The organism is Streptococcus pseudopneumoniae IS7493, assembly GCF_000221985.1.
GTDB classification, from domain to species: domain Bacteria; phylum Bacillota; class Bacilli; order Lactobacillales; family Streptococcaceae; genus Streptococcus; species Streptococcus pseudopneumoniae.
Genome location: NC_015875.1, coordinates 1508403 through 1525047, shown reverse-complemented (window position 1 = coordinate 1525047; position 16645 = coordinate 1508403). Strand labels below are relative to the sequence as shown.

The window sequence follows — 16645 nt, the reverse complement described above, 5'->3', positions numbered from 1 at the left end:
CAATCTTAACGTTACTCTATTGTAGAGTGGCTTTTGATTTGATTAGGAGATTCTTATAAATATAGTAAAATGAAATAAGAATAGGACAAATCGATCAGGACAGTCAAATCGATTTCTAAAAATGTTTTAGAAGTAGAGGTGTACTATTCTAGTTCCAATCTACTATATAAATGAAAACCTTAGCTGTTTGGCCAAGGTTCATTTCTTCTATGCAAGTTCTTCTCTTTTCTTATCTGGGTTCCAGATGAAGCTTGCGATAAAGCTAAAGATGATGGTTAGGATAGCGAGGATAATAGCAAGGATGAGGGCAGGGATGCGGATAAACCACCAGAGTGGATTTGGTTTTTTATCATTGTGCCATTGTTTCGTTTCTTCGTCCAGACGTTGGAATTCTGTTTGAATACGATTGGCGACTGTTTCAATGCCTTCATCATTCATTTTCTTGATATCTGAGATATCGATTGGATTTCCAAAGTTCATATCGACACGTTCACGGCTAATCAAGCCCTTCAAAGTCATGGGACCGGTGTAGGTAACCGGCATGATACGGACCTTGGCCATTTTGGCAATCAGTGCTACGCCCCCCTTGACATCGTTTGAGTGGCGGCTACCACTTGGAAACATGATGAGAGAGAGGTCACTTTTTTTGAGAACGTTGATAGGATATTTGATGGCTGAGGCGCTGGGATTTTCACGGTCGATGGGAAAGGCGCCACACATACGAATCCACCAACCAAAGATACGGTTGGTAAAGAGTTCTTTTTTTGCCATAAAGATGAACTGTTTTGGCTTGGTCGCAAAGGCCATATAAACAGGATCCCACCAGGTACGGTGAGGCGCAACTAAAATATAATTTTCATCTTGATTAGGAATTTTATCAGTATTATGATAGTGAGCATTGCCATTGATGGACCATAAGAGCAATACAACTAATCCACGCAAATAAGTATAAAACATGCGATCTCCTTCGATTGTTTTCTTGTTATTATTATACCTTATCAAAGGAGGGCTGGCAAACTTTTCCCTTGACTAGATGCATATTTGGGATGAAATTAGAATTCTGTTAAAAAAATGATATAATAGAATTTATGGATAAAAATAAGATTATGGGATTAACCCAAAGAGAAGTCAAGGAAAGACAGGCTGAGGGTTTGGTCAATGACTTTACCGCATCAGCCAGTACCAGCACTTGGCAAATCGTTAAACGAAATGTCTTTACCCTTTTTAACGCTTTGAACTTTGCCATTGCTTTGGCCCTTGCCTTTGTGCAGGCTTGGAGCAATCTGGTCTTTTTTGCTGTTATCTGCTTTAACGCTTTTTCTGGGATCGTGACCGAGCTACGCGCCAAACACATGGTGGATAAGCTCAATCTCATGACCAAGGAAAAGGTCAAGACTATTCGTGATGGCCAAGAAGTGGCTCTGAATCCGGAAGAATTGGTGTTAGGAGATGTGATTCGTCTGTCTGCTGGAGAGCAGATTCCCAGTGATGCCTTGGTTTTGGAAGGCTTTGCGGAGGTTAATGAAGCCATGTTGACGGGGGAAAGTGATTTGGTGCAAAAGGAAGTGGAAGCCTTGCTTTTGTCAGGAAGTTTCCTAGCCAGTGGGTCAGTTTTATCTCAAGTTCAACATGTCGGTGCAGACAACTATGCTGCCAAACTCATGCTTGAGGCTAAGACCGTTAACCCCATCAACTCCCGTATCATGAAATCGCTGGACAAGTTGGCTGGTTTTACTGGGAAGATTATCATTCCCTTTGGTCTGGCTCTCTTGCTGGAAGCCTTGATTTTAAAAGGCCTGCCTCTCAAGTCATCCGTTGTAAACTCGTCGACAGCTCTTTTGGGAATGTTGCCTAAGGGAATTGCCCTTTTGACCATCACTTCGCTCTTGACAGCGGTGATTAAGCTGGGCTTGAAAAAGGTCTTGGTGCAGGAGATGTACTCTGTTGAGACCTTGGCGCGCGTGGATATGCTCTGTTTGGACAAGACGGGTACCATCACCCAAGGAAAGATGCAGGTGGAGGCCGTTCTTCCACTGACGGAAACTTATGGTGAAGAGGCTATTGCCAGCATCCTGACCAGTTACATAGCCCATAGTGAGGATAAGAATCCAACTGCCCAAGCCATTCGCCAGCGTTTTGTGGGAGATGTTGCTTATCCTATGATTTCCAATCTTCCCTTCTCGAGCGACCGCAAGTGGGGGGCTATGGAGTTAGAAAGCTTGGGGACAGTTTTCTTAGGGGCACCTGAGATGTTGCTGGATTCTGAAGTCCCAGAAGCCAGGGAGGCCTTGGAGAGAGGGGCACGTGTCTTGGTCTTAGCTCTTAGTCAGGAGAAATTAGACCATCACAAGCCACAGAAACCTTCTGATATTCAGGCTTTAGCCTTGCTGGAAATTTTGGATCCTATTCGAGAAGGAGCAGCAGAGACGCTGGACTATCTCCGTTCTCAGGAGGTGGGCCTCAAGATTATTTCTGGTGACAATCCCGTTACGGTGTCCAGCATTGCCCAGAAGGCTGGTTTTGCGGACTACCATAGCTATGTAGATTGTTCGAAAATCATCGATGAGGAATTGATGGCCATGGCGGAGGAGACAGCTATTTTCGGACGTGTTTCCCCTCATCAAAAGAAACTCATCATCCAAACGCTGAAAAAATCAGGACATACAACGGCTATGACAGGGGACGGGGTTAATGATATCTTGGCCCTTCGTGAGGCAGATTGTTCCATCGTAATGGCTGAGGGAGATCCAGCGACTCGTCAGATTGCCAATCTGGTTCTCTTGAACTCAGACTTTAATGATGTTCCTGAGATTCTCTTTGAAGGTCGTCGTGTGGTCAATAACATTGCCCATATCGCCCCGATTTTCTTGATAAAGACCATCTACTCATTCTTGCTCGCAGTTATCTGTATCGCCAGTGCTCTTCTGGGACGGTCTGAATGGATCTTGATTTTCCCCTTCATTCCAATCCAGATTACTATGATTGACCAGTTTGTGGAAGGTTTCCCACCATTCGTTCTGACTTTTGAGCGAAATATCAAACCTGTTGAGCCAAATTTCCTCAGAAGATCCATGCTTCGTGCTCTACCAAGTGCTCTCATGGTTGTGTTCAGCGTCCTGTTTGTGAAAATATTTGGAGCGAGTCAAGGTTGGTCTGAGATAGAAATCTCAACCCTACTTTATTATCTGCTTGGGTCTATTGGTTTCTTATCCGTATTTAGAGCCTGCATGCCATTTACCCTATGGCGTGTCCTCTTGATTGTTTGGTCAGTAGGAGGCTTCCTAGCCACAGCTCTCTTCCCAAGAATTCAAAAATTGCTTGAAATTTCGACACTTACAGGACAAACGCTACCTGTTTATGGTATCATGATGTTGGTCTTTACCGTGATTTTCATCCTGACTAGTCGCTATCAAGCCAGAAAATAAAGAAAGGCTGCAATCTGTGGATTGCGGTCTTTTTAGGTACAAGATTGCCAGCCGAAATGTGGTATAATAAGAGGTAATAGAGTTTGGAAAGTGAGAGAAGATGATTTCAAAGAGATTAGAATTGGTAGCTTCCTTTGTACCACAGGGAGCCATTTTATTAGATGTGGGAAGTGATCATGCTTATCTGCCCATCGAGTTGGTTGAGAGAGGACAAATCAAAAGTGCCATTGCAGGTGAGGTGGTGGACGGGCCCTACCAATCTGCAGTCAAAAATGTTGAAAGTCACGGGTTAAAGGAGAAAATCCAGGTTCGTTTAGCCAATGGCTTGGTAGCCTTTGAAGAGGCAGACCAAGTGTCGGTCATTACCATTGCTGGTATGGGTGGCCGTTTGATTGCTAGGATTTTAGAAGAAGGCTTGGACAAGTTAGCTAACGTAGAGCGTTTGATTCTCCAGCCCAATAATCGTGAAGACGACTTGCGCATTTGGTTGCAAGACAATGGTTTTCAGATTGTGGCAGAAAGCATTCTAGAAGAAGCTGGCAAGTTTTACGAGATTTTGGTGGTGGAAGCAGGACAAATGAAGCTATCAGCAAGTGATGTTCGATTTGGCCCCTTCTTGTGCAAAGAGGTCAGTCCAGTCTTTGTCCAAAAATGGCAAAAAGAAGCTGTTAAGCTAGAATTTGCCCTCGGACAAATTCCAGAAAAAAATCTGGAGGAACGTCAAGTTCTAGTAGATAAAATTCAAGCCATCAAGGAGGTTCTCCATGCTAGCAAGTGAAGTCATTAACCGATATGAAGCTTATTGTCCTCAGGAATTTTCCATGGAGGGAGACAGTCGTGGTCTGCAAATTGGAACTTTGGACAAGGATATCCAAAGTGTCATGGTGGCTCTGGATATTCGTGAAGAAACGGTGGCTGAAGCCATTGAAAAGGGTGTGGACTTGATTATTGCCAAGCACGCGCCGATTTTCCGTCCCATCAAGGATTTGGTAGCTAGCCGTCCACAAAATCAGATTTACATTGATCTCATCAAGCATGACATTGCAGTTTATGTCAGCCATACCAATATTGACATCGTTGAAAATGGTCTCAATGACTGGTTCTGTCAGATGCTAGGAATCGAGGAGATAACTTATCTTCAGGAGACAGGTCCTGAACGTGGAATTGGACGTATTGGGAATGTTCTGACTCAGACCTTTGGGGACTTTGCCCAGTATGTCAAGCAAGTATTCGGCCTAGATAGTCTTCGAATGGTGCATTATCAAGAGAATGACTTGCAGAAACCTATTTCAAGAGTGGCCATCTGTGGTGGAAGCGGGCAGTCATTCTATAAGGATGCTTTAGCTAAAGGAGCGGATGTCTATATCACTGGTGATATTTACTACCACACTGCCCAGGATATGTTGTCTGATGGCTTGCTGGCATTGGATCCAGGTCACTATATCGAAGTGCTGTTTGTGGAAAAAATCGCAGAGCTTCTTAATCAATGGAAAGGAGAAAATGGCTGGACAATTGATATTGTACCTAGTCAAGCATCGACCAATCCTTTCCACCATATCTAGTTAGAAAGTGAAAATAATGAAAAATTGTACTAGTATAATTATGGTAAACTGAAACTACACTAGTACAAATGTGATTCTGAGACATTGTTGAGACTGGATTTTTTTGTAAAACTTATACCCGAAATTTTATAAATAAAAAAATACAATAGTCCTCGTTTTTTGCAGTTTAATCAAAAAATCCAATACATATAATTAGAAAGATAACAATTTACTATAAAATACTCTAAAAACAGAAAAAATTAAATGTTTTTCCTTGCAAAAATTCGGGGGGGGGGGTGGTATAATTGCTACTAGACTGTATACTCTTCATAGGAGGTATAGTGGGGTAAATAGTCGTAAGTTGCTATTTAATATTATTGTCAATTGAAGAGGAAAATGACATGTTCTCTTCAATCATATCTTTAAGGAGAAAGAGTTATGGATTTTAGAAAGTCTAACAGAGAAAAGGTCTTCCGTTACTCCATTCGTAAGTACCACTTTGGTGCCGCCAGTGTTGCGGTTGCCGCATTGATGTTTTTTGCCAACGGTGCAGTAGCAGCGAGTGAGACAGTCACTCCAGCTACAACTAATGACGTGGTCGCTGGATTTGATGGTAACCCTGATGGGGCTCTGCAGGAGTCGGATGAGGGAGAGTCGAAGGAGGTTGTACTTGAGCAACTTGCTGAAGGCAAGATCACAAAGGAGATAAAAGGGCAAGGGAGGTCAGCGGAAGGATCTAATCAAGGACAGACAGTAGCTGCCCCTAAAACTACTGGAGTAGACTCTAGCCAGCCAGAGTCTGTTCAAGAAAGTCCTCAGGTGAGAGAGAAAAGGGCAGGATCTGCTGACACGATAGCAGCCAAAACAAGCAGCACTGGAGTCCTTCAGCCTCGGGTGCTCAAAGACAGCCAGTCTGACTATGACCTTATTCCACTTGACGATGATGAGGATGATACAGAACAGGATGAACAACCGTTAAACACTCCGGTGACAACAGCGATTCAACCTCGTTCAAGAGGAAGCAGACAAGAAGTTCCTTCAGGCTACATAGCTGTGCCAAGTAATGCTTATGTAGATGGGATCAACTACTTTTTAGAAGATGGACATGCAGGTTCACCTTATGCCCGTGGAACCTATGTCTATGGTTCGCAACGTTCAAGAGCATATTGGGACGGAAAAGAGTTTCGTATTCCGGAAGCGAAAGATTTTATCTACGGGATAGTCAAGAAAACAGAAACTGGTTTTAAATGGGAGATTGATATCAATAAGGGAAAAGTAGGACGGGGTCCACACCACTACTTATCAAATACTTTTTGGTTTACCCTACCTAAAAACCACACTGTAAAAGCAAACTCAGTAACTATTTCTCGTTATGATCATAGGACTGGTGGCACCACTGCTACTAGTGGAGATGCAGGTAACGGAGAGGATCAAATCCTAAAGGCCTTACAATCAGCTGATGGAATTAGTGATGAAAAGCAGGGGACTGTTGCATCAACAGGAGCGGCAGCAAAAAGTGGAGGTTATGGTTATCGGACGGATAGTCTGGATGGCTTAGCCAAGGAAGAAGTTAACTGGTGGGTGCAGAAAGGTTTCTACTACCATGCTGATAAAAACTTCCCAACTGAAGTTGAGAAAAAGGCAGCTTCTAAATACTCTGGTATCAAAAATGAAACCGAGAAAGTCTACACCTTCTCTTTGGACGGAGGACGTGATGATAGCTACCATTTGACCTTTGAGACGACTTCCCCAGATACGACTTTCCGTAATCTCTATTACGCCTTGGGTGTTAAAGGGTTTAGGCTGTCAGGGAAATCAGTTAATCGCTTGCTAGTCAATCAGTGGTACGGTAGAGCTGCCGGTGAAGGAGACCAGGCTGAGAAGTATCCGGCTCAGTTGGAAGGAAATGGCTACTATCAGATTGTACAAGGGCGAATTTGGCAGCCGAAAAATAATAATGTATCAACAACTCCAGGTACCTCTTCATCTTTAATTGCTAAAAGCGATGGAGGCATTGACCTTGAATCTTACTTTAAAAATAGGGATAAGGTAGGGGATAATGCTGAATCACATCCAACTTCTTATAATCTTTTTAAGGACGGCGTCAAAGTTGAAAACAACAAAGAAGCTGCAGACACTATCGTCAATACTCCGGGAGTGAAATCTTATCTTGTAGAGCGAATCTTTGCTGACGGTTCTGGTGAATTGGTTCAGTTAAATTTTGTTGTGAAACCGAAAAAACCAAGTTTAAATACTGATTTGCAAAAGCAAGCAGGGACGATAAAGGATATCACTGCAACTAACGGAACCAAAGGTGTAGAGATGGTTCTCTACCATGACGGAAAAGAAGTAGCAACCAGTATTGCTGGTGATGATGGAAATGCAACCTTCAAAAATGTTGTTATTACAAAAGGTTCTTATACTGTCAAGTCACGTGTTTCAGGTCAGTCTTATTTGACTGCAGAAGGCAAGCGAACTTCACTCTTAGAGTCTGAATCATCAGATGCTAAAGTAGCCAACTACGATAGCAGTCAGATTCGTATTGGGTTTGGACAAAGTGGAGAGGGCGGAGCAGCTTCTAGCTTGGAGACAAGTAAGTATAAAGCACTATATCTTGACAGTTATACTGGAAAGCAACTACAAGTGCTGGTTCGAGTTCCAGGTGGTAAGTCTATCAAAAATATTGAAGTAACTAATTTAGAAAACACGGGCTTGGTTCAGGGTGAAGTGGAGCATGAGGGACCCCTAAGTAGCAAGAAGTCATTAACAGGAACTATTAACAAAACCAATTCAGGTATCCATCAAATTACTGTTACGGTTACAACCGCAGATAATACAACCAAGACAGAAAAACTCTATCTATACATTCCATTTACGAAACCGAGTTTTGCAACAACAGCTGAGAGTTTGAAAGGAAAGACTACAGGAAAACCGGTCATCAAAGCAAACTCTGGAACAAAAGGAGAAGCAGCAAATATTCCTGATAAAGCAAAACTGAAAACCTTCTTGGTTAAAGGTGGGAATGATGTGGATGCTGTAGGCACAGGTGTTTCTGATAATAAGCCTAAAAAAGCTACTGGCTATACTATTCTTGCTAGTGGTGATGTTAAGGCGGATGGAACAGTTGAGTTTACTCCTGATAAGTATAGACAAGAATTGGTGGGGAATGAGGAACTTCGTCTAGTTACGGCAGTGGTTAAGGAAGGTACAGATGAACCTGTTTTAGACTATCTTGTATCACCACTATCAGAATCGCTTAAACTAGAACTTCCTACAGAAGCTAGCCGTGACTTTGTAAGCCCAGTAGAAAAAGTTACCGTTGAAAATCCAGGTAGTCTAAATCAAACCGAGAAAGATAAGCTAAAAAAAGCTATTGAAGATGCTAATCCAGGATTTAAAGTTGAAATAACAGATGATGGTAAGGTTCAGGTGACCAGACCGGATGGACAAAAGGAAGAAGCTGCTGTTAGTGATTTTGTGAAACAAAGTGGGCAAGCAGATTCTGCAGATGATTCGACTTCTCCAAAAGAAATCCAAAAACCAACTGAAAAAGTGAAGGTAGCTAATCCAAATAAGCTAACCAAAGAGGAATTGGAAAAGATTACTCAGAAGGTTCAGGAGAAAAATCCTGGTGCTACTGTAAACGTTGGGCAAAATGGAGATGCCTATGTTGTACAACCAGATGGAACAAGTGGCTTGATTTCCCACAAAGATTTGTTGGAGCTGACAGAAGAGCAAAAAGAAGCTGCAAAGAACCGTAAACCGTTAGTCAACCCAGAGCAGAAAGTACCTGTAACCGATCCAGAGAAACTAAATTCTTCAGATATTGAAAAGATTAAGAAGGCTCTACAAGCTGCTAACCCAGGAGCGACTGTTACAGTGGATAGTGATGGAAATGCAACTGTTACAAGTCAGGACGGATCAGAAAGTAAGTTTATCTCACGAGATGACTTGGTTACAAAAGTGACGGTCCAAGCGCCTCAATCTCCAACTATCTCACAAGATAAAGAAACTCTAACGGTAACATCAATGGTAGGTCAAGACGAAGCTACTAAGGTTATGCTTACGTATACAAATGCTACTGGACAAGAAAAAACTGTTGGTTTTACTAAAACTGGTAGCAACTGGAATAAGGATGACGCCAATGCAGATAGCACAATTTCGATTATAAATGATGAAAATGGACTGGGCAAAATCCTAATCCAAGCTGAAACAGCAGAAGCAGGTTCAACAGTTACAGTTAAGCAGCAGAAGGACGGCTCTGACTTTAGTATAGCAGCTACTACTAAGGTTTTAGGAAGATTAGAGGATGTAAGTGGTATAGCCCAACCAGATGGTTCGGTTGTAATTACTGTACCGCAGGAAGCTACTGAGTTTGATTTGACTTATCATAATCAAACTAGTAATCGTTCAGAAACACAACATTTTAGAAAAACTGATCAAGGATGGAGTGCTGTTGCAGGAATTACAGCTAGTGGCAATAGCTTTACCCTTCCAAAAAGTTTAGTAAAAGACGGGACGGAAGTTGCGGTAAAAGCTTCTAGCGCAACGAAAATTTCAGAGACTAAACGAATTAAGGCTAAGTTTGAACAACCGAGTGCAACAACTAGTGCTACACGTCAAAATGGAGATGTAGAAGTTACATTACCGACAGATGCAGAAAAAGTGACCTTAACTTATAAGAACAAACAAAATACCAATGCCACAGTAACACTGGTTAAACGAGGAAATAATTGGAGTTCTTCAACAACCTTACCAGATGGTATCAGTCTAGCAAATGGTAAGGTTACGCTTGACTATACAAAAGTGAACAGGAATACAAATATCACAACAGCCTCTACTAGAGGAAATGGCGATGTTGAATCTCAAGCAAATAACCAAAATCATCCTATTCCAGAACACACAGCTCCGACGACTAAGACGATTACAAAAGTAATCGGTGAAAATCCTACAAATGCAGAGTTACTTGCTGCTGTAGATGTAGCTAACAAAGCATCAGCTGTACTGAAAGAAGGAACACAGTATCCAACTACAGTAGGGAACCATACTCTTGACGTTGTTGTTACTTATACAGATCAAAGTACAGAAAACGTAAGAGTAACGTATGTGGTGAAACCAGCAGACAAGACAGCTCTAACGCTAGCGAATAACGACTTAGCAAGCGAAGTAGCAAGTCAACCAACTACAGATGACAAGCCACAAAGCAAAGTTGACGCATATACTAAAGCAAAAGAAGCGGCGGATAAAGCAGTGGAAGCAGCGAAAAAAGTAATAGCGGACGACAATGCGACACCAGAAGCTGTACAAGCAGAGCTAGCGAAAGTAAACGCAGCCAAAGCAGCCTTGAAAGCGGCAGAAGATGCCGTAACAACCGCAGCGACAACTACAGCGAAAAATAAACTAACTGAGGATAAATCGAAGTTAGATGAAGCTGTAAGTACAGAAGGTAAGACACCAGAAAGTATTCAAGCATACGAAGCCGCTAAGAAAGAAGCAGAAGCAGATGTTGCAACAGCGAAGGAAGCAGCCAAAGCAGTATTAGCTAAAGGTGACAATGCGACAGCAGCTGAAATTCAAGAAGCGCAAGAAAAAGTAACAGAAGCGCAAGGTAAGTTAGACAAAGCGAAAGAGCAGTTAGTCGACAAAGCAGACCAGATAGCTCTAACGCAAGCGAATAACGACTTAGCAAGCGAAGTAGCAAGTCAACCAACTACAGATGACAAGCCACAAAGCAAAGTTGACGCATATACTAAAGCAAAAGAAGCGGCGGATAAAGCAGTGGAAGCAGCGAAAAAAGTAATAGCGGACGACAATGCGACACCAGAAGCTGTACAAGCAGAGCTAGCGAAAGTAAACGCAGCCAAAGCAGCCTTGAAAGCGGCAGAAGATGCCGTAACAACCGCAGCGACAACTACAGCGAAAAATAAACTAACTGAGGATAAAGCGAAGTTAGATGAAGCTGTAAGTACAGAAGGTAAGACACCAGAAAGTATTCAAGCATACGAAGCCGCTAAGAAAGAAGCAGAAGCAGATGTTGCAACAGCGAAGGAAGCAGCCAAAGCAGTATTAGCTAAAGGTGACAATGCGACAGCAGCTGAAGTTCAAGAAGCGCAAGAAAAAGTAACAGAAGCGCAAGGTAAGTTAGACAAAGCGAAAGAGCAGTTAGTCGACAAAGCAGACAAGACAGCTCTGGTAGTAACGCCAGTAGCAGACCCAGCGCATTTAACAGAAGCCGAAAAAGCCAAAGTTAAAGAAGCCGTTTCGAAAGCTAACCCAACAGCCACCAACGTAGTTGTAAAAGACAATGGAGACGTAACTGTCACATTACCAGATGGAACAACTAAAGAAATTCCATCGACAGAAACCGTAGAGAAATCTAAGGTAGAGGTAACGCCAGTAGCAGACCCAGCGCATTTAACAGAAGCCGAAAAAGCCAAAGTTAAAGAAGCCGTTTCGAAAGCTAACCCAACAGCCACCAACGTAGTTGTAAAAGACAATGGAGACGTAACTGTCACATTACCAGATGGAACAACTAAAGAAATTCCATCGACAGAAACCGTAGAGAAAAAATCTGGTAATAATAGTACTGATACTAGCAACAGTGGCAACACCAACAATGGAGCTACTACCAACCCTGCTGGCAGCAATAGCAATAGTGTGACACCAGATAACAGAGGCAATACTCCAGCCCCTGGTGTGACAACTGACAATAGTAGCAATACGACCCTTACTACTCCATCGTCTACTGTTGGACAGGCACAAGCAAGCACTTCGACTCAAGAAACGCCAGTTTCTACAAGCACTCCAAACAATTCAGGAACTACAGTGACTCCTAACGAGACTCGTCCTGTTGACAAGTCTGAGCTTGCTCGATTGGTTGAAGGATTGGAAAGTCGTTTGAAAGATTTGGATGATATAGATAGTACAATGCTTGAGTCAGCTAAAGCTCTTCTTACAGAGATTAAACAAGCTCTTAATGACGAAAGTTTGACAGAGTCCGATTTGCGTGATATTGTTAGAAGAGTGAGAGAGGTAATAGACTCCTTAAAAGGTGTGAAAGAAGACCAGCAAAATCAAGAAAAAGATCAGATGAAAGACGATAGTCAGACAACTACTGAATTTTCATATGTAGTAATGATTGGCAGTCTACTTGCCCTTCTTGGGCTCCTTCTCTTCCTCATCGCGCGTCGTAAGAAAGAGTCAGAACTCAAGAAATTGGTCAAGGAACTAAGCAAGCTTGAAGCAGAATTGGATTCTACAAATGTGGATACGAAAGTTCTCGACCAAGCACGAGAAGCTCTCGCTCAAGCAGTTGCTTTCCTAGCCAATGAGAAAGAGTCTGACCACACAGAAGACGAGTTGATTGAGAAACTCAAAGCGATTCTTGCTCAGCTAAGATAAGCGACATGTTGAAATATCGCAGGCGACCATAGAAGTTACTACATTGCTGGATAATGACGATAGGAAAAGTTAGTCGCAAACCTGTAGTGGGAATATACCAGCTTCTAGTGGGGAAGTGGTTCTGGGAACAGGACACCGTCTTTTAAATGGGAATGCTTCCTCCTCTAGTACAAGTAGAAGTCTTTGATGGTAGAGTAAGATAAAGAAGAAACACGAAACAAGTAAGATAGTTCATGAAATGGAACTGAAAATTGCTGGTGTGGACTCTTGAAGGAAGTAATGGATAGAAAGAAGTTGAAAAGCGTCTTTCTATCCATCTTTCTTTAGGAGTTGATGTAAGCGCTCTCTATCACTTGGTTTTGTCAGATGATTGTGCTCTCCATAACCAACCATACGTATATCATATATAGTAGATTGAAATAAGATATGAACAAAGAGATTGAGAAAGTCAAATTAATTTCTAGAAATATTTTAGAATCCGTAGCCTACTATTCTAGGCTCAATATACTACACTTAAAAAATATTTCTATTGATTAATAGGGATTATTGTGGTATAATCTAGGTAGATTAGAAGTCATCAAAGGTGCAGCAATGTATAACTAGGTGACCTTTTTTCATATAGTGGAGACTGTTAGAATGAATGTTGCCATATTTGAATTAACAAATTTCAAGGAATATATTCCTTGAAATATTGATATAGTTGATAAAATACGATTAGTTTATAATCCTGTGTTAGCACCTACTACGTTAAAAATGGCGATTGAACCTGCACTGACAGAAGAAGAATTGTATCAACATATGAAAGATAAATCTCATTGGGATTTTTCATATAATGTTGATGATGAATTTTATAAAAAGGATTGTGTAGATTTATGGTAAATTGGTTAATCGTCAGTATATTTTAGCTAAGTAAGCCTACTTATTTGATAGTTACCTTAGAAATTTCCTTCAAGAAATATTGGAGAGAATTGAAGTCTTTTTGAAAAAGAGTACCGCTGATGCTCTGACGCTTGGATACCAAAAAACTATTTATATTTTTGAAGACGATGATTTATATTTTTCTGAACAATCTAAATACTGCAAGGATAACCCTAAACGTCAGGATACTGTCTTGAAAACAAAGTATCATTTATCGCGGTTTATTTTTGAAAAACAAGATGATTCCATAGTAAAGAATCAGATTAGACAATATGGTGTTGTGTTGCCTTGGACTGTTTTTCGTTTAATGACATTTGGAAATATATCATCATTTCTTGTCGCCTTACAACCAGGTTATCGAAATAAGGTTGCTGCTTATATTAGTTTGCTCTTGTATAAGGATGATAAAATTCCAGCTAAAATCTTATTGTCCTGGTGTAATGCACTTCGATATCTTAGAAATATATGCTCATATAATGGCAGATTATATGAACGCTTACACCATACCTTACCTGCTCTTCATCATTCTGATAAGGAGTTATTGGAGACAAACTCAGAGAATGATGATAAGACATTATTTATTTATTTATTTATTTTATAGCAATGAGACATCTTATTTTGTCCATGTCCCTAGAAACCCAGAATTTTTGGAATAAAAAATACAAAATTTACTAGAAGAAGGAAGTAGATAACAAGTTGATTTGAGACACTACGGTCTTCCAGAGGACTGGGTGAACTTATTGACAATTAAGAATAGGATAATCTCTTAGATAGATAATTATTGGAAAGAATAAGATAGTATGGAGGTCTAGTATAAAACAAAATAAAGGGCACAAAACTTTTTTATTCTGTGTTGTGCCTTGAGTGAAACAAAAGGAATAAATTATAACAATGAAAAAAGTTGCCATTATTGGAGCAGGAATTGTGGGGACAACAGCTGCCTACTACCTCTCGAAAGAAAGTGACCTAGAGGTAGCCGTCTTTGACCATGGACAAGGTCAGGCTACCAAGGCTGCAGCAGGAATTATCAGTCCTTGGTTTTCCAAACGCCGCAATAAAGCTTGGTACAAAATGGCGCGCTTGGGGGCTGATTTTTATGTGGATTTATTAGCTGATTTAGAGAAATCAGGGCAAGAAATCGACTTTTACCATCGTTCGGGAGTCTTTCTCCTGAAAAAGGATGAATCCAAGTTGGAAGAACTCTATGAATTAGCCCTCCAGCGCAGAGAAGAATCTCCCTTGATAGGGCAATTAGCCATTCTGGACCAAGCATCATCTAATGAATTATTCCCTGGTTTGCAGGGATTTGACCGTCTGCTCTATGCTTCTGGTGGAGCGAGAGTAGATGGCCAACTTTTAGTGACTCGTTTGCTGGAATCCAGTCATGTCAAGCTGGTCAAAGAAAAAGTGACTCTGACACCGTTAGCATCAGGCTACCAGATTGGTGAAGAGGAGTTTGAGCAGGTTATTTTGGCGACGGGAGCTTGGTTGGGGGATATGTTAGAACCCTTGGGTTATGCTGTGGATGTCCGTCCTCAGAAAGGACAGCTCCGAGATTATCAGCTGGCCCAAGACATGGAATTTTACCCTGTTGTCATGCCAGAAGGGGAATGGGATTTGATTCCTTTTGCAGGTGGCAAATTGTCCCTAGGTGCTACCCATGAAAATGATATGGGATTTGATTTGACGGTAGATGAAATCTTGCTCCAGCAAATGGAGGAGGCAGCCTTACCTCACTATCCAGTTTTAGCTAGAGCGACTTCAAGGGCTGAGCGTGTGGGAATCCGTGCCTATACTAGTGATTTCTCTCCTTTCTTTGGGCCAGTGCCAGAATTGGCAGGTGTCTACGCTGCTAGTGGACTAGGTTCATCAGGCCTCACAACTGGTCCTATTATTGGTTACCACCTAGCTCAATTGGTCAAAGGCAAGGAGTTGACTTTGAACCCTGAAAACTACCCAATTGAAAACTATGTCAAACCGGTAAAAAGCGAATAATACTCAATGAAAATCAAAAAACAAACTAGGAAACTAGCAGCGGGCTGCTCAAAGCACTGCTTTGAGGTTGTGGATAGAACTGACGAAGTCAGCTTAAAGCACTGCTTTGAGGTTGTGGATAGAACTGACGAAGTCAGCTTAAAACACTGTTTTGAGGTTGTGGATGGAACTGACGAAGTCAGTAACCATACCCATGGCAAGGCGAAGCTGACGTTGTTTGAAGAGATTTTCGAAGAGTATAAGCATTTTACTGAAATTTTATCTTACCCTCTAGGATGGCAAATGACATTCCCTATCAAAAATGGTAAAATAAGAAAAAATAATCCGAGAATCGAGGAATTAAGATGCAAGAAAAGATTTTGCTAACGGGTGGAGCAGGTTTTATCGGAACCCACACTGTTATTGAGTTAATCCAAGCAGGTCATCAGGTTGTTGTGGTGGATAACCTTGTCAACAGCAATCGCAAAAGTTTAGAAGTTGTTGAGAAAATTACAGGAGTTGAAGTACCTTTCTATGAGGCAGATATCCGTGATATAGATACTCTTCGTGACATTTTCAAACAAGAAGAACCAACAGGGGTCATTCACTTTGCTGGCTTGAAGGCTGTTGGAGAATCTACTCGTATTCCTCTTGCCTACTATGACAACAATATCGCAGGAACTCTTAGCCTTTTGAAAGCTATGGAAGAAGCCAACTGTAAGAACATCATTTTCAGTTCTTCTGCGACAGTTTACGGAGATCCTCATACAGTGCCAATCCTGGAAGATTTCCCACTTTCAGTGACCAATCCATACGGTCGTACCAAGCTCATGCTAGAGGAAGTTTTGATAGATATCTACAAGGCAGACTCAGAATGGAATGTGGTCTTGCTTCGTTATTTCAACCCAATCGGAGCCCATGAAAGTGGAGACCTAGGAGAAAATCCAAACGGTATTCCAAACAACCTCTTGCCATATGTGACTCAAGTAGCTGTTGGGAAATTAGAGCAAGTGCAAGTGTTTGGAGACGATTACGATACCGAAGATGGAACTGGTGTTCGTGACTATATCCACGTTGTCGATTTGGCTAAAGGTCACGTCGCAGCTCTGAAAAAAATCCAAAAAGGTTCAGGCCTAAACGTTTATAACCTTGGAACAGGTAAAGGCTACTCAGTTCTTGAAATTATCCAAAATATGGAAAAAGCAGTGGGACGCCCAATTCCTTACCGCATCGTAGACCGTCGCCCAGGGGATATCGCAGCCTGCTATTCAGATCCTGCAAAAGCCAAAGCAGAACTGGGCTGGGAAGCAGAACTCGGCATCACCCAAATGTGTGAAGATACATGGCGTTGGCAAAGCAAGCATCCAAATGGATTCGAAGACTAAG

General features: G+C 41.7%; 10 protein-coding genes. 9 read left to right on the top strand and 1 reads right to left on the bottom strand.

The features are described from left to right. Positions 1 to 207 precede the first annotated feature (207 nt). A complete protein-coding gene (locus tag SPPN_RS07825; RefSeq protein ID WP_000500187.1) occupies positions 208 to 957 on the bottom strand; it encodes a lysophospholipid acyltransferase family protein in 750 nt (249 codons plus the stop codon). Positions 958 to 1088: 131 nt separating this feature from the next. Here SPPN_RS07825 and SPPN_RS07820 point away from each other — a divergent pair, with 131 nt between their 5' ends. From SPPN_RS07820 to galE, 9 genes are all read left to right on the top strand, one after another. After that, positions 1089 to 3425 (top strand): cation-translocating P-type ATPase, encoded by a 2337-nt coding sequence (locus tag SPPN_RS07820; protein WP_000360068.1) that lies wholly within the window; start codon positions 1089 to 1091, stop codon positions 3423 to 3425. Positions 3426 to 3525: 100 nt separating this feature from the next. Continuing rightward, positions 3526 to 4203, top strand: coding sequence for a tRNA (adenine(22)-N(1))-methyltransferase (locus tag SPPN_RS07815; RefSeq protein WP_000624065.1), 678 nt, complete (start codon positions 3526 to 3528; stop codon positions 4201 to 4203). After that, positions 4190 to 4987: a Nif3-like dinuclear metal center hexameric protein gene (locus tag SPPN_RS07810; RefSeq protein WP_000881158.1), complete on the top strand. Its 798-nt coding sequence runs from the start codon at positions 4190 to 4192 to the stop codon at positions 4985 to 4987. Before SPPN_RS07815 ends, SPPN_RS07810 begins: the two co-directional genes overlap by 14 nt. 417 nt (positions 4988 to 5404) lie before the next feature. Further along, on the top strand, positions 5405 to 12367 hold the full coding sequence (locus SPPN_RS14000) for a YSIRK-type signal peptide-containing protein (protein WP_014017313.1): 6963 nt from the start codon (positions 5405 to 5407) through the stop codon (positions 12365 to 12367). Between the two features lie 729 nt (positions 12368 to 13096). After that, entirely contained in the window at positions 13097 to 13246 is a 150-nt protein-coding gene (locus tag SPPN_RS13995) for a hypothetical protein (RefSeq protein WP_155246446.1), read from the top strand. 79 nt (positions 13247 to 13325) lie between these two features. Next, positions 13326 to 13886, top strand: a complete 561-nt coding sequence (locus SPPN_RS13990) for an Abi family protein (RefSeq protein ID WP_007285080.1) — start codon at positions 13326 to 13328, stop codon at positions 13884 to 13886. A 290-nt stretch (positions 13887 to 14176) separates the two neighbouring features. Further along, the gene (locus SPPN_RS07795) at positions 14177 to 15280 is read left to right on the top strand and encodes an NAD(P)/FAD-dependent oxidoreductase (RefSeq protein ID WP_000754684.1); all 1104 of its coding nucleotides are present in this window, start codon (positions 14177 to 14179) and stop codon (positions 15278 to 15280) included. A gap of 6 nt (positions 15281 to 15286) precedes the next feature. Continuing rightward, on the top strand, positions 15287 to 15646 hold the full coding sequence (locus tag SPPN_RS07790) for a hypothetical protein (RefSeq protein WP_000694300.1): 360 nt from the start codon (positions 15287 to 15289) through the stop codon (positions 15644 to 15646). Beyond that, positions 15625 to 16644: a UDP-glucose 4-epimerase GalE gene (gene galE / locus SPPN_RS07785; protein ID WP_001156507.1), complete on the top strand. Its 1020-nt coding sequence runs from the start codon at positions 15625 to 15627 to the stop codon at positions 16642 to 16644. Before SPPN_RS07790 ends, galE begins: the two co-directional genes overlap by 22 nt. Position 16645: the final 1 nt, after the last annotated feature.